Below are 13,004 nucleotides of genomic sequence, written 5' to 3' on the forward strand. Positions count from 1 at the left end.
TGCGGTAGGGAGATATATGCTGACGATCATCATCGAATGCCGGGACAACGAGGCCGAGCTCGCACAGACGCTGTCGGCGCTCGTGCCGGGCGCGGTCGAGGGAGTCGTGCGGGAGGTGGTCGTGCTCGATCACGGCTCGCGCGACGGTTCCGCCCGCGTGGCCGATGCCGCAGGGTGCCGGTTTCTCACCAGCTGGGACATGAAGGATGTGGTGCGCGCCGCACGCGGCGACTGGCTGCTCCTGCTCGAACCCGGGGCGCGGCCGATGGCCGGCTGGGTCGATGCCATCGTCGACCATGTCTCGGTCAGCGCCGGCCCGGCGCGGTTCACCGGCTCGCGCAATCACCGCAGGCCGTTCCTGAAACGCTTCGGCCGCCGCGTCTCTCCGCTCGAACAGGGCTATCTCGTCAGCAAGCGGCAGGCTGCGGCCGCCGTGCGCACGGGCATGTCCCTGTCCGACATCGCAAAGGGCACCAAGACCTTTTCGCTCGTTGCCGAGATCGTGCCCGCCTGGGCGATCAGGGCGATGCGCGCGCAGCTGGTGGCGGGCTGAGGCGGCTCAGCCGGCCGAGCGCTTCAGGTGCTCGTCGAGACGCGGCATGATTTCCACGAAATTGCAGGGCATGTGCCTATAGTCGAGCTGCGCCTTGAGGATGCCGTCCCAGGCGTCCTTGCAGGCCCCAGGCGAGCCCGGCAGCACGAAGATGAATGTGGCGTTGGTAACGCCGCCCGTTGCGCGCGACTGGATCGTGGAGGTGCCGATCTTGTCATAGGAGATGCGATGGAAGACCTCCGAAAAGCCGTCCATGCGTTTCTCGAAGATCGGCTCCAGCGCCTCCGGCGTCACGTCGCGGCCGGTAAAGCCCGTGCCGCCGGTGGTGATGACGACGTCGACCGCATCCTCGCGCGTCCAGGCTTCGACCTGCGTGCGGATGGCGGCGATATCGTCGGGCACGATGGCGCGGGCGACCAGCCGGTGGCCTGCGTCCGCGATGCGCGCGACCAGCGTATCCCCCGACCGGTCGGTCTCGGGCGTGCGGGTATCCGAGACGGTCAACACCGCGATGCCGACGGGGATGAAGGGTCTCGTTTCGTCAAGGCGTGCCATCGTGTCCCTCCAGCGTTCGGGTGGCGGTGATGAACCAGTCCGGGTGCTGCTGCCTGAGCCGGGCCACCGCCGCCTCGGCCGTCGCGTCCGAATCGTATAGCGCGAAGCACGAGGCGCCGGAACCGGACATGCGCACGACGCGCGCATCCGTCGCGGCGAGATCATCAGCGAGCTCCCCGATCTGCGGGCAGAGGCGTCGGGCGGGCGGCTCCAGGTCGTTGCGCAGGCCGGCAATGGCATCCAGCCAGTCAACGGCCGCATCCCGTAGAACGAGCGGCGCATTCCGCTTGGAGGCAAGCGCACGGAACACGGCCGGCGTCGAGACGCCGACAAGCGGATTGGCCAGCACCATGGAGAGCGCGGGAAGCGCCACGGGCGTGATGTCCTCGCCGATGCCGCGCGCCAGCAAGGGCCGGCCGGCAAGGCACATGGGCACATCCGCGCCGAGCCCGATGGCGATGGCGTCGAGTCGGTCGCGAGGCAAGCCTGCCTGCCACAGGCCAAGCAGGCCGCGCAGCGTCGCGGCGGCATCCGCCGAGCCGCCGCCGATGCCGGAAGCGATGGGCAGGTTCTTTTCCAGATGGATATGCACGGGCGGGGCGGATTGCCCGGTTGCTTCCAGCGCCGCACGCAGGCGGTCCCGCGCGCGGGTGACGAGATTGTCGTTCTCGGCCGCAAGCGTAGCGGAAAAGCGGCCGGACAGCGTGAAGCGGTCTTCCCCGGCCGGTGACAGCGCGATGCGGTCGCCGAAGGCGGTGAAGGTCACCAGGCTGTCGAGGAGATGGTAGCCGTCCCCGCGCTCGCCGACCACGTGCAGCGCGAGGTTGATCTTGGCGGGCGCCGGTTCGATAACGGCAAAGCCCGAAAGGGTGTCGCCGGGCATGCGGTCAGGACTTGCGGTCCGCGGCTTTTTCTTCCGGCGCGATCTTCTGCGCGGGCTTGTCTTCCTTTGCCTCAGCCGAGGCCGGGTCCGACGGCTTGATATCGGCCAGACCGTTTTCGATCTTGTCCTTGATCTTGACGATCTCCGCGTCTTCCGGCTTTAGCCCGAGCGCGCGGTTCCACTGGAAGGTCGCTTCCAGCTTGCGGCCGACGCGCCAATAGGCGTCGCCGAGGTGATCGTTGATGGTGGGATCGCCGGCCTTCAGCTCCGCGGCGCGCTCCAGTTCCGCGACGGCGTCGTCGAAGCGGCCGAGGCGGTAATAGGCCCAGCCGAGCGAATCGACGATATAGCCGTCATCGGGCTTGAGGCTCACCGCCTTGCGGATCATGTCCAGGCCCTCGTCGAGGTTCCGGTTCATGTCCACCCAGGAATAGCCGAGATAGTTCAATACCTGCGGCTGGTCGGGGTTCAATTCCAGCGCCTTGCGGAAATTCGGCTCCGCCTTGTCCCATTCCTTCAGGCGCTCATAGGCAATGCCGCGCTGGAAGAAGACGCTCCAGTGATTGCGCGTCGGGACCGAGCCGATGACACCGACGGCCTTGTCGTAGAGCGTGGCCATCGCGCGATAGTCCTTGGCGTCGGACAGGACGCTGCCGAGCGCGAGATAGCTGCGCAGGTCGGCCGGATCGGCATCGATCAGTTCCTGGAGGTGCTTCTTGGCCTCCTCCACCTTGCCCGTGTCGGCGAGGTTGAGGCCGAGCTGCAATTCGGAAATGCGGCGCATCGGCGATTTCTCGGGCACGGCCCGGTAATAATCGATGGCGATGTCGGGCTTCTTCTGGTTTTCGGCAATGCCGCCGAGAAGCACCAGAACGTCGTCGCTGTCAGGATCGAGCGCACGGGCGGCCTGTAGATAGAGCGCCACGATGTCTTCCGCGCCGTCGCGGTTCAGTGCGCCGCCGATGGAAAACAACACGGCCGCCGCGCCCTGGGCGGCGGTGCGAACCTGCTGGTCCTGCTTTTCGCCGGCCTCGATGCTCTGGCGCAATGCCTTCAGCGGCGCGTAGCTGGTGACGAAGCTGTCGCCGACCGAGATGGCGTCGAGCGCCTTCTGCTTGTTGCCGTCGCGGGCTTCGAGACGGGCCAGCGCCATGACGGCGCGAATGAAGGTGTCGGGTGCGGCACCCGCGCCGTTGCGGTCGAGGATTGCCTCGTTGAGGCGCGCGCGGGCGGTCGCCTTGTCACCCGCAGCGGCCGCAAGCGCGCCGGCGTGGTAGTTCTTGAAGATGGCGAGCCATTCCGGCCCCTGCATGCCGGTGATGAGCTTGAGCGCCTCCTTCGGCTTGCCGTCGCCGAACTTGGCCCAGGCGAGCAGGAGGTCGTTCATCATGCGGTCGAGATCGTTCGGCCCCTTGTAGGCGAGGATCTTTTCCGCCGACTTGTATTCGCGCTTGCGGATCGCCTCCATGCCGCGCACGGTCGAGGTAATGCGCTCGACGGCCGGGTCGTTCTTCAGCGTGTCCGCCATCTTCACGCCCTCGGCAAAGTCGCCGCTCATCAAAAGCGTGACCATCAGGCGCTGCTTGACGTCGTTGTTCGTCGGATCGAACTGCAGCGCGATCTTGTAGAGCTTGACGGCGGTGGCGTAATCCTTGTCGAAATCCGCGGTGCGGGCGGCCAGGAAGGCGCCGGCGAAGGTGTTGACGCTCAGCGGATCGAACGGCGTCTCATCGGCTGCCTCGGCAGCGGGCTTGTCCTGCGCATAAGCGGCCAACGGACCGGCCACGGGGCCGGCGAGCGTGATGCTGGCAGCAATCGCCACGCCGGAAAGAAGCCGAAGAAGGAAGAAATGCCGCATCAAAATGCCTTTCACCGGAAGGTATGAAGGTCGCCCCGGCGCCCAGCGCGGCACGTCCCGCCACGATAGCGCCCAAATCAGTCATGGACTCATGACGGCAGAGAATGGCTTTTTTGGCGCGGCGCGGCAAGATAATCCTGCCACGCCGGATTTGGCCGAATGCGGTCAGCTCACGCGGGCGATCGAGAAGTCGATGACTTCGAGCAGCGCGTCCTTCCAGGGGCTTGCCGGAAGGGGGGCGAGCGCATCGCGGGCGATCATGCCGTAATGCTGCGCGCGGGCGATCGTGTCCGTCAGGCCGCCATAGCGGGTGATGAGGCCGAACGCGCGCTCCAGATTGGCGTCGTCGCTCTTGCCACCCTCGATCGCCTCGCGCCAGAAGGCGCGGTCTTCGGCCGTGCCGCGCCGCCAGGCCAGGATGACCGGCAGCGTGATCTTGCCCTCGCGGAAATCGTCGCCGGTGTTCTTGCCCAGGTCTGCGGCCTTGCCGCCATAATCGAGCGCGTCGTCGACCAGCTGGAAGGCGAGGCCGAGATTCATGCCGTAGGACTTCAGCGCATTGCGCTCGGCCTTGCCGGTATTGGCGACGATCGGGCCCACTTCGGCGGCGGCGGCAAAGAGCGCGGCCGTCTTGGCGCGGATGACTTCGAGATAGTCGTCCTCGGTCGTCTCCATGTTCTTGGCGACGGAAAGCTGGAGAACCTCGCCCTCGGCGATCACGGTGGCGGCGGTCGAGAGCACGTCGAGCGCCTCCAGCGACCCCACCTCGACCATCATCTTGAAGGCCTGGCCGAGCAGGAAGTCGCCGACAAGCACGCTCGCCTGGTTGCCCCAGATCATGCGGGCCGTGGATTTTCCGCGGCGCAGGTCGCTTTCGTCAACAACGTCGTCATGCAGCAGCGTGGCGGTGTGCATGAACTCGACGCTGGTCGCGAGCTTGACGTGATGATCGCCGCCATAGCCGAACATGGAGGCCGCGGCGAGCGTCAGCATCGGGCGCAGGCGCTTGCCGCCGGAGGAGATGAGGTGGTTTGCGACCTCGGGGATCATCTGCACGTCGGAACCGGCTTTCGACAGGATGAGCTGGTTCACCCGTTCCATGTCGGCTTTTGTAAGGTCGACGAGCGGCTTCACCGATGCCTGTTTGTTTTTGCCTTCTTCAAGCGGTATCACGACGCCCAAATGCCCGGACTCCTGTTCATTTTTGTTGAAAGACAATAGAAAGCGGGGCCTCATGCGGCAAGAGGCGAATTGTCCCGCCTCCGGAATTAAGGCTGGAAAAGACCCGAATGATCGAACTGATCCGCACCAACGACGCCGTTCTGCTCTCCTTCGCGGAGAGCCTGATGAAGGAGGCCGGCATCCACTGCCTGATCGCCGATCAGGGGATGAGCATCCTTGAAGGCTCGCTTGGCATGCTGCCCCGCCGCTTCCTGGTCGAGAGCGACCGGGAGGACGAGGCGCGCCGCATTCTGCGCGACGCCGGGCTTGCCGCGGAGCTGCGCCCGTGAGCGAGGCGTCTTTTTTGTCTTGCGGAGTGCGGTGGTGTCACCCCCCTCTGCCCTGCCGGGCATCTCCCCCACAGGGGGGGAGATCGACCTGGGGCAAGGCGGTGCCACGCTTTGATCTCCCCCCTTGTGGGGGAGATGCCCGGCAGGGCAGAGGGGGGTATGCGGCATTCAGCGGCGCCAAGGTTCCCGGGCCATGACCATCCGCGAAACCGTCGACGCCTTCCATTACGGCCGCTTCCATGTCGTCCAGCCGAAGGGCGTCGGCCACCGCTCGGGCATGGATGCGATGCTTCTGGCGTCGCTGGTCGGTGGCGAGGGGCCGATGCGCGTCGCCGATCTCGGCGCCGGGGCAGGCGCTGCCGGCCTTGCCGTCGCGGCCCGCATCGAGAAGGCGCAGGTGCTGCTTGTCGAGCGCTCGCCGCTCATGGCGGCCTTTGCCCGCAAGTCGCTGGCGCTTGAAGAGAATGCGCCCTTTGCCGGCCGTGTCAGCGTGCTGGAGGCGGACGTGACGCTGACCGGACGGGCCCGTGTGGTGGCCGGCCTGGCCGATGACGATCACGATCACGTTATCATGAACCCGCCCTTCAACGATGCCGCGGACCGCCGCGCGCCGGATGCGCTGAAGGCGGCGGCGCATGCCATGGAGGACGACCTGTTCGAGCGTTGGATCCGCACGGCCGGCGCCATCCTGAAGCCCGGCGGCCAGCTCTCGCTGATCGCCCGGCCGCAATCCATCGCCGAGATCATCGCCGCCTGCGGCCGGCGCTTCGGCGGCATCGAGATCACGCCGATCCATCCCCGTGCCGGTGAGAGTGCGCTGCGTATCCTCTTGACGGCGATCAAGGGCTCGCGCGCCCGGCTGAACCTGCGCATGCCACTCGTCATGCACGACGGGCCCGGCCATGCCTTCAGCCCGTTCGTCAACGATCTGAACAACGGCCGCGCAAGTTATGCGCGCCTCTCCCGCCCCTGAATTTTCCGGTGCGCCATTGCGTTTTGCCGTCCCGTGCATACATCAGCCGGACGAAAGAACAGGAGACACGACCCGCATGGCCGGATTTTTGAAGAGGCTGGTGCCGAAGAAGTTCCGCAAGGAGGGCGTCGTCGTTCCCGTCGTCCGGCTGCATGGCGCGATCATGGCCGGCGGCAGCCAGTTTCGCCCGGCGCTGAACCTCGCGGGCGCCGCTCCCGCCCTCGAAAAGGCCTTCGCCTACAAGGATGCGCCGGCCGTCGCGATCTCCATCAATTCGCCCGGCGGCTCGCCGGTGCAGTCGCGGCTGATCTTCCAGCGCATTCGCGACCTTGCGGTTGAGAAGAACAAGCACGTCCTTGTCTTCGTCGAGGATGTGGCGGCGTCCGGCGGCTATATGATCGCGCTCGCCGGTGATGAAATCTTCGCCGATCCGACCTCCATCGTCGGCTCGATCGGTGTCGTCTCGGGCGGTTTCGGCTTTCCGGAGATGCTCAAGAAGATCGGCGTGGAGAGGCGCGTCTACACGGCCGGCTCCAACAAGGCGATCCTTGATCCGTTCCAGCCGGAGCGCGAAAGCGACATCGAATACCTGAAGTCGCTGCAGCTCGAAATCCATCAGGTCTTCATCGACATGGTGAAGGCACGGCGCGGCACACGCCTTGCGGATGACCCCGATCTCTTTTCCGGCCTGTTCTGGACCGGCGGTCGCGGCCGCGCGCTCGGGCTTGTCGACGGGCTGTCGGATATGCGCTCCGAGCTCAAGCGCCGCTATGGCCCGACGACGCGGCTCGAACTCGTCTCCACTCCGAAGGGATTGTTCGGACGCAAGACGCCCGGCGTCGGGGGGCTTTCCCTCGACATGGCAGACCGTATAGGGTCGGCCGGTGTTTCGGCCGTGGCCGAGCTTGCGGAAGAAAAGGCGCTGTGGGGCCGCTTCGGCCTGACCGGATAAGGCGCGTAGAACAACGGGGGAGGGCATGGCCCAGATTATCTTTCTGCTTCTGGTCGTCGGCCTTGCCTGGTTCGGCTACCGCAAATTCGTGTCGGATGCCGAGCGCCTGAGCCGCCTGCGCCGCCGCACCGAAGAGGAGCGCCGCACCGGCGCGACCGGCACGCTCGTCAAGGATCCGGAGACGGGCGAGTACCGCGTACGCCGCGACGACGAGTAGCGTTTCGGCACGGTTTCATCCCGTTCCGGGGCAATGAAACGAAGGCTTACGCGTTGTTTTTGCACGTTAACCAAGCCTCGTAAGGTTAATTCCGGATTTATCGCTGTGCAACGCTGGCGCGTGTTGAGCCCGCGCGCGTAACGGCCGATCCTGAGGGCATGGCCGCCATGAGGGCGGATTGCAATGCCTCTGCGCTGATCGGAGTACACCATGGCCTCGCTCGACCTCGACCATATCCGCACCATCGTCGTGACGGGTGGCGCCGGCTTCGTCGGCTCCCATATCGTCGACGATCTTCTGGCGCACTGTCCGATGGCGCGCATCCGCGTGCTCGATGCCTTCACCTATGCCGCGGATATGTCGCATCTCGATGCGGCCCTGCGCTCCGGGCGGGTGACGATCCAGCAAGGCGATGTCTGCAATCTCGACCTGGTGACGGAGGTCCTGAAGGGGGCCGATCTGGTGGTGCATGCCGCCGCCGAAAGCCATGTCGAACGCGCCTTTTCGGTTCCCGAGCGCTTCACGCTCGCCAATGCGCTGGGCACGCAGGTGCTGGTGGAGGCGATGGGACGGCGCAGCGTGCCGCTGATGATCCATATCAGTTCGGCCGAAGTCTATGGATCGGGCGAGAATGCGCCGGCCGGCGAGCGTTCGCCGCTGATGCCCGACAATCCCTACGGCGCCTCCAAGGCCGCGGCCGAAATGCTGATTGCCGGCCTGACCCGCTCCTTCGGCCTCGATATCCGCGTGCTGCGGCCCGTCAACCTGATCGGCACGCGCCAGAACGTGGAGAAGCTGTTGCCGCGCTTCCTGGAACTGGCGGCCGTCGGCCGCGCATTGCCGGTACACGGCGACGGCCTGCAACGCCGCAGCTTCCTGACGATCGCGGATTTCTGCACGGCGCTGCGCACCGTCGTCACGCACGGCGCGGAAAACGCCACCTACAATGTCGCAGGCGAAGACCCCGTCGATATTCTCTCCGTCGCGCGCATGGTACTGGAGACGGTGCAGGACCCCGTTGCCGGCGTGAGCTTCGTTGCCGGCCGCCCGAAGAATGCCAGCCGCCCGCCGCTCGATACGAGCGCGCTGAAAGCGCTCGGCTGGCAGGCGAAGGGATCGCTTCGCCGAGAACTGCCGGCGCTCGCCGCCTGGTATGGCGCGCGCATTCCCGGGGGCGCACGCCGCCGCCTCGCACAGGTGCCCGACCTCGCACCGCAACGCGTGCAGGTCGTCACGCAGACGGCGGGGTCGGGGCTCTTCCGCTCGCTGGAGCGGCACTGAAAGGGAGGCGGTAGGCAATAGGATTTAGGCAGTAGGGTTTAAGGGGAGTTGTACAAGTCTTTGCCCGACGATTTCACACCTATTGCCGACTGCCTATTGCCTACCGCCTAATTCCTCTTTCCCTTGACCCTTCCGGCGCATCGTGGCACCAGTCCGCCAGCTTCTATGAATGTCCGGACATGACCGATGACCTCTGCCGCCCTGCCTGATCACATGAACCCGACCCGCTCCTTTCAGGCGCTGATCCTGACCCTGCATAACTACTGGGCGGACAAGGGTTGCGCGGTGCTCCAGCCCTACGACATGGAAGTGGGGGCGGGAACGTTCCATCCGGCAACCACGCTGCGCGCGCTCGGGCCGCGCCCGTGGCGGGCCGCCTATGTGCAGCCCTCGCGCCGCCCGTCGGACGGCCGCTACGGCGAAAACCCGAATCGTCTCCAGCACTATTACCAGTACCAGGTCATCCTGAAGCCGAACCCGTCGAACCTCCAGGAGCTCTATCTCGGCTCGCTCGCCGCCATCGGCCTCGATCCGCTCCTGCACGACGTGCGCTTCGTCGAGGACGATTGGGAAAGCCCGACGCTGGGTGCCTGGGGCCTCGGCTGGGAATGCTGGTGCGACGGCATGGAAGTCTCGCAGTTCACCTATTTCCAGCAGGTCTGCGGCATCGAATGCGCGCCGGTCGCCGGCGAACTGACCTACGGCCTCGAACGCCTCGCCATGTATGTGCAGGGTGTCGACAACGTCTACGACCTGAACTTCAACGGCCGCGAGGGCGACGAGAAGATCACCTATGGCGATGTCTTCCTGCAGGCCGAGCAGGAATATTCCCGCTTCAACTTCGAATATGCCGACACGGCCATGCTGCACCGCCACTTCATCGATGCGGAAAAGGAGTGCCAGGCCCTGCTCGCCGCCGGTGCGCCGGGCGACAGCAACGCCCTGCACAAATGCGTGCTGCCGGCCTATGACCAGTGCATCAAGGCCAGCCACGTCTTCAACCTGCTCGATGCCCGCGGCGTGATCTCCGTCACCGAGCGCCAGAGCTACATCCTGCGCGTGCGCACGCTCGCCAAGGCCTGTGGCGAAGCCTTCCTGCTGACGGATGCCGGCGGGGCAAACTGGAACAAGGACGCCGCCTGAGAGTCGGTCTTTCTGTTGCCGGCGCCACCGCACCTCTCCTCCGTCATCCTCGGGCTTGACCCGAGGATCCACGCGGCAAACTCGGCGGATGTGGATGGATCCTCGGGTCAAGCCCGAGGATGACGACAGAGGGGATGCGCCGTCCGGGCGACACCCAAAATGCACTACCTAGCAAAAAGCCATCCGCCAGGCCGGATGGCTTTTTCTTTGCGCTCAGGCGACGGTCGTGACCTTCACACCCAGTTCCCAGACCGGCTTGAGCGTCGGGAAGGCGCCGGTCGGCAGCTGGCCGGCATAAGTCTGGAGCGCGCGACGCACACCCGTCGGCCGGTCGATCGCCGCACCCATCGTGTAGGCAAGGAAGAGAGCGGTGAAGCCGAGGACGTTGAGCGAGAGGGCGAGGGCTTTCATGGCGGCGGCTTCAAGGTTCGGTTGGCGATGAAGCCACTATCGGGCAAAGCGCGGCCGCGCGCGGTTCCCCTGGTGACAAGGCCGCCGGCATCGCCCGCAGGGGGCTTTCCAGCCGCGCGTTCGATGCTAAGGTCGCTGCAAACGCCATGAAGGAGCGGAGAAGCCCATGATCGGTCTGGCAATTGCGGCGGTGGTCGTCCTCTACGCCATCGTCATCTACAACGGCCTCGTGCGCGCGCGGCAGGTGAAGGAAGAGGCCTGGTCGGGCATCGACGTGCAGCTGAAGCGCCGCGCCGATCTCATCCCCAACCTGCTCGAAACCGTCAAAGGCTATGCCGCGCACGAGAAGGAAACGCTGGAAAAGGTCGTGGAACTGCGCAACCGCGCGCAGGCCGTGCCGGCGGGCGATATCGCCGGCCGCGCCCAGGCCGAGGGCATGCTGAGCCAGGCGCTCGGCCGGCTCTTCGCGCTCGCCGAGGCCTATCCCGACCTCAAGGCCAACCAGAACTTCGCCGAATTGCAGCAGACGCTGGAGACCATCGAAGGCGAGATCCAGATGTCGCGGCGCTATTACAACGGCGCGGCGCGCGACCTCAACGTCAAGGTCGAGAGCTTTCCCTCCAATCTTGTGGCCAGCGTCTTCAAATTCGAAAAGGCGCCCTATTTCGAGATCGACAACCCGGCCGACAGGGCCGTGCCGAGCGTGAAGTTCTGATACCGGAGACCCCCATGACGCGGATCGCGGCTTTCCTGACGTTGTGGCTGTGCCTGCTGGTCGGGGGCGCCGCGCAGGCGGAAGAATATTTCGACCGCTACCATTCCGACATCACGGTGGCCAAGAACGGCGTCCTGACCGTGACGGAGACGATGCGGGTCCATGCCGAAGGCGACAAGATCCGTCGCGGCATCTATCGCGATTTCCCGCTCACCTTCATGGATGCCGGTGGCCGCGAGCGCGAGGTGGGCTTCAAGGTGCTGCGCGTCGAGCGCGACGGCCAGCCCGAGCCCTATCGCACGGAAACCATCCGCCGCGGTGTGCGCATCTATTTCGGCTCGAGCGACAGGCTGCTGTCGCCGGGCTTTCATGAATACCGTCTGACCTACGAGACGACGCGGCAGATCCGCTTCTTCGATACGCATGACGAGCTCTACTGGAACGTCACCGGCACGGAATGGGCCTTCCCCATCCGGGCGGCGAGCGCCACCGTCACGCTGCCGGCGGGCGTCACGGCGCAGGAGCTGACCGCCTTCACCGGGGAGTTCGGCTCGGGCGACAAGAATGCGCGTGCCGAAAACCGCGGCAATCGCGCGCTGTTCGAAACGACGCATGCGCTTGCACCCTATGAGGGTCTGACGATCGCCGTGAAGATGCCGGCGGGCAGCATCGACAAACCGACGCCCGAGGAGGAGCGCGCGCTGTTCTTCAGCGACAACCGCAATCTATTCCTGTCCTTCGGCGGGCTCGTGCTCGTCGTCGGCTATTATCTCTGGGCGTGGCTTTCCGTGGGGCGCGATCCGCCGCCCGGCGTCATGGTGCCGCGCTGGGATGCACCCGAGGGCATTTCGCCGGCGCTCGTCAACTATATCGACGGCAAGGGCTTTGGCGGGCAGGGTTGGACGGCCGTCGCCGCGGCTTTCCTCAGCCTTGCCGTCAAGGGCCTCGTCGAACTGAAGGATCTCAAGAAATCCATCGTCGTCAGCCGCACGGGCAAATCGCCCTCCGGCGCCCTGCCCATCGGCGAGGCTGTGCTGTTTGCCGCGCTGCCGTCGGATGGCGGCGATTTCGTCATCGAGAAGGCGAACGGCAAGCGGGTGCAGACGCTCGGCGGCGGTTTCCGCGATGCGATGGAAAAGGAGCACCGCCACAAATATTATCTGGCGAACTGGCCGCAGGTGATCGGCGGCATCCTTCTCTCGCTTGCCTGCCTTGCCGCGCTGCTGATCTTCGGCTCCCTGCCGGAGGAGGGTGCTGCCCTCGTCATCCTGCCGGTCTTCGCCGCCGTCTTCGTGTCGATCTTCGCCATGGCGCTGGGCCGCAGCCTGCGGCAGGCCAAAACGCTCGGCGCGCGCATCCTCGCCGTGGCCATGATCGCCTTTGTCAGCTTCGTGCTCTTCACCGTCTTCGGCGGCATTGCGATTGCGGTCTTCGCCGAGGCCGAAGCGGCCGGCGAGATGCCGCTTTTCGTTGCGGTCGGCGGCATCGTTGTCGCCAATATCGTCTTCTTCTTCCTGATGGGCGCACCCACGCCGCTCGGACGCCGGATGATGGACGGCATCGAGGGACTGCGCCAGTATCTGACGCTTGCCGAGAAGGACCGCATGAACATGGCCGGCGCGCCGGAAATGTCGCCCCGCCATTTCGAGACGCTGCTGCCCTATGCGGTGGCGCTCGGCGTGGAAAAACCCTGGTCGCAGACCTTCGACCGCTGGCTGCTGTCGGCTGCCGCTGCGGGCGCGGCGGCGACCGCCTACCAGCCGGCCTGGTATCACGGCGATGATTTCTCCTCGGGCCGCTTCTCCGACCGGATGGGCGATTTCGCCGGGTCCATGGCCGGCACCATGCAGTCCTCGCTGCCGGATCCGCCGAAAAGTTCGTCCTCCGGCTTCTCGTCGGGCGGCGGTTTTTCCGGCGGGGGCGGTGGCGGCGGTGGTGGCGGCGGCTGGTAG

General features: G+C 65.8%; 14 protein-coding genes. 9 read left to right on the top strand and 5 right to left on the bottom strand.

The genetic code is table 11. The features are described 5' to 3' along the window. Nucleotides 1-16 precede the first annotated feature (16 nt). Nucleotides 17-553 (top strand): glycosyltransferase family protein, encoded by a 537-nt coding sequence (locus K6301_RS02585; RefSeq protein ID WP_247219103.1) that lies wholly within the window; start codon nt 17-19, stop codon nt 551-553. A 6-nt stretch (nt 554-559) separates the two neighbouring features. Here K6301_RS02585 and moaB read toward each other — a convergent pair whose 3' ends face one another. The 4 genes from moaB to K6301_RS02605 form a co-directional block, all read right to left on the bottom strand. Then, complete coding sequence (gene moaB / locus K6301_RS02590; RefSeq protein ID WP_247219105.1) at nt 560-1,108, bottom strand: molybdenum cofactor biosynthesis protein B; 549 nt, start codon at nt 1,106-1,108, stop codon at nt 560-562. After that, a complete protein-coding gene (locus K6301_RS02595; RefSeq protein WP_247219106.1) occupies nt 1,095-1,991 on the bottom strand; it encodes a 4-(cytidine 5'-diphospho)-2-C-methyl-D-erythritol kinase in 897 nt (298 codons plus the stop codon). Before K6301_RS02595 ends, moaB begins: the two co-directional genes overlap by 14 nt. A 4-nt stretch (nt 1,992-1,995) precedes the next feature. After that, nucleotides 1,996-3,849, bottom strand: a complete 1,854-nt coding sequence (locus K6301_RS02600) for a tetratricopeptide repeat protein (RefSeq protein WP_247219109.1) — start codon at nt 3,847-3,849, stop codon at nt 1,996-1,998. Nucleotides 3,850-4,014: 165 nt separating this feature from the next. Next, the gene (locus tag K6301_RS02605; protein WP_247219111.1) at nt 4,015-5,031 is read right to left on the bottom strand and encodes a polyprenyl synthetase family protein; all 1,017 of its coding nucleotides are present in this window, start codon (nt 5,029-5,031) and stop codon (nt 4,015-4,017) included. Nucleotides 5,032-5,138: 107 nt separating this feature from the next. Between K6301_RS02605 and K6301_RS02610 the strand changes: the two genes are divergently transcribed. From K6301_RS02610 to K6301_RS02635, 6 genes are all read left to right on the top strand, one after another. Next, nucleotides 5,139-5,360 (top strand): putative signal transducing protein, encoded by a 222-nt coding sequence (locus K6301_RS02610; protein ID WP_160870728.1) that lies wholly within the window; start codon nt 5,139-5,141, stop codon nt 5,358-5,360. A 193-nt stretch (nt 5,361-5,553) separates the two neighbouring features. Continuing rightward, entirely contained in the window at nt 5,554-6,333 is a 780-nt protein-coding gene (locus K6301_RS02615) for a tRNA1(Val) (adenine(37)-N6)-methyltransferase (RefSeq protein ID WP_247219113.1), read from the top strand. Between the two features lie 76 nt (nt 6,334-6,409). Then, nucleotides 6,410-7,285 carry a S49 family peptidase gene (locus K6301_RS02620; protein WP_247219115.1) on the top strand — a complete coding sequence of 292 codons (876 nt, stop codon included), beginning with the start codon at nt 6,410-6,412 and terminating at the stop codon, nt 7,283-7,285. A gap of 25 nt (nt 7,286-7,310) precedes the next feature. Further along, the gene (locus tag K6301_RS02625) at nt 7,311-7,502 is read left to right on the top strand and encodes a hypothetical protein (RefSeq protein WP_160870729.1); all 192 of its coding nucleotides are present in this window, start codon (nt 7,311-7,313) and stop codon (nt 7,500-7,502) included. Nucleotides 7,503-7,712: 210 nt separating this feature from the next. Beyond that, nucleotides 7,713-8,783 (top strand): dTDP-glucose 4,6-dehydratase, encoded by a 1,071-nt coding sequence (locus tag K6301_RS02630; protein ID WP_247219117.1) that lies wholly within the window; start codon nt 7,713-7,715, stop codon nt 8,781-8,783. A gap of 186 nt (nt 8,784-8,969) precedes the next feature. Beyond that, complete coding sequence (locus tag K6301_RS02635; RefSeq protein ID WP_247219119.1) at nt 8,970-9,926, top strand: glycine--tRNA ligase subunit alpha; 957 nt, start codon at nt 8,970-8,972, stop codon at nt 9,924-9,926. Nucleotides 9,927-10,139: 213 nt separating this feature from the next. On the opposite strand, the gene K6301_RS02640 is transcribed toward K6301_RS02635, so the two are convergent. Continuing rightward, complete coding sequence (locus tag K6301_RS02640) at nt 10,140-10,337, bottom strand: hypothetical protein (protein WP_247219121.1); 198 nt, start codon at nt 10,335-10,337, stop codon at nt 10,140-10,142. A gap of 166 nt (nt 10,338-10,503) precedes the next feature. Between K6301_RS02640 and K6301_RS02645 the strand changes: the two genes are divergently transcribed. Both K6301_RS02645 and K6301_RS02650 read left to right on the top strand, forming a co-directional pair. Beyond that, nucleotides 10,504-11,052 carry a LemA family protein gene (locus tag K6301_RS02645; protein WP_247219123.1) on the top strand — a complete coding sequence of 183 codons (549 nt, stop codon included), beginning with the start codon at nt 10,504-10,506 and terminating at the stop codon, nt 11,050-11,052. A 14-nt stretch (nt 11,053-11,066) separates the two neighbouring features. After that, complete coding sequence (locus K6301_RS02650) at nt 11,067-13,004, top strand: DUF2207 domain-containing protein (RefSeq protein WP_247219125.1); 1,938 nt, start codon at nt 11,067-11,069, stop codon at nt 13,002-13,004.

Source organism: Shinella oryzae, from assembly GCF_023038235.1.
In the GTDB taxonomy this organism is placed as follows: Bacteria; Pseudomonadota; Alphaproteobacteria; order Rhizobiales; family Rhizobiaceae; genus Shinella; species Shinella sumterensis.

Excerpts from the sequence above, each read along its gene's own strand:
- K6301_RS02585 (WP_247219103.1), top strand. The coding sequence starts at position 17 with ATGCTGACGATCATCATCGAATGCCGGGACAACGAGGCCGAGCTCGCA.
- moaB (WP_247219105.1), bottom strand. The coding sequence starts at position 1,108 with ATGGCACGCCTTGACGAAACGAGACCCTTCATCCCCGTCGGCATCGCG.
- K6301_RS02595 (WP_247219106.1), bottom strand. The coding sequence starts at position 1,991 with ATGCCCGGCGACACCCTTTCGGGCTTTGCCGTTATCGAACCGGCGCCC.
- K6301_RS02600 (WP_247219109.1), bottom strand. The coding sequence starts at position 3,849 with ATGCGGCATTTCTTCCTTCTTCGGCTTCTTTCCGGCGTGGCGATTGCT.
- K6301_RS02610 (WP_160870728.1), top strand. The coding sequence starts at position 5,139 with ATGATCGAACTGATCCGCACCAACGACGCCGTTCTGCTCTCCTTCGCG.
- K6301_RS02615 (WP_247219113.1), top strand. The coding sequence starts at position 5,554 with ATGACCATCCGCGAAACCGTCGACGCCTTCCATTACGGCCGCTTCCAT.
- K6301_RS02620 (WP_247219115.1), top strand. The coding sequence starts at position 6,410 with ATGGCCGGATTTTTGAAGAGGCTGGTGCCGAAGAAGTTCCGCAAGGAG.
- K6301_RS02625 (WP_160870729.1), top strand. The coding sequence starts at position 7,311 with ATGGCCCAGATTATCTTTCTGCTTCTGGTCGTCGGCCTTGCCTGGTTC.
- K6301_RS02630 (WP_247219117.1), top strand. The coding sequence starts at position 7,713 with ATGGCCTCGCTCGACCTCGACCATATCCGCACCATCGTCGTGACGGGT.
- K6301_RS02635 (WP_247219119.1), top strand. The coding sequence starts at position 8,970 with ATGACCTCTGCCGCCCTGCCTGATCACATGAACCCGACCCGCTCCTTT.
- K6301_RS02640 (WP_247219121.1), bottom strand. The coding sequence starts at position 10,337 with ATGAAAGCCCTCGCCCTCTCGCTCAACGTCCTCGGCTTCACCGCTCTC.
- K6301_RS02645 (WP_247219123.1), top strand. The coding sequence starts at position 10,504 with ATGATCGGTCTGGCAATTGCGGCGGTGGTCGTCCTCTACGCCATCGTC.
- K6301_RS02650 (WP_247219125.1), top strand. The coding sequence starts at position 11,067 with ATGACGCGGATCGCGGCTTTCCTGACGTTGTGGCTGTGCCTGCTGGTC.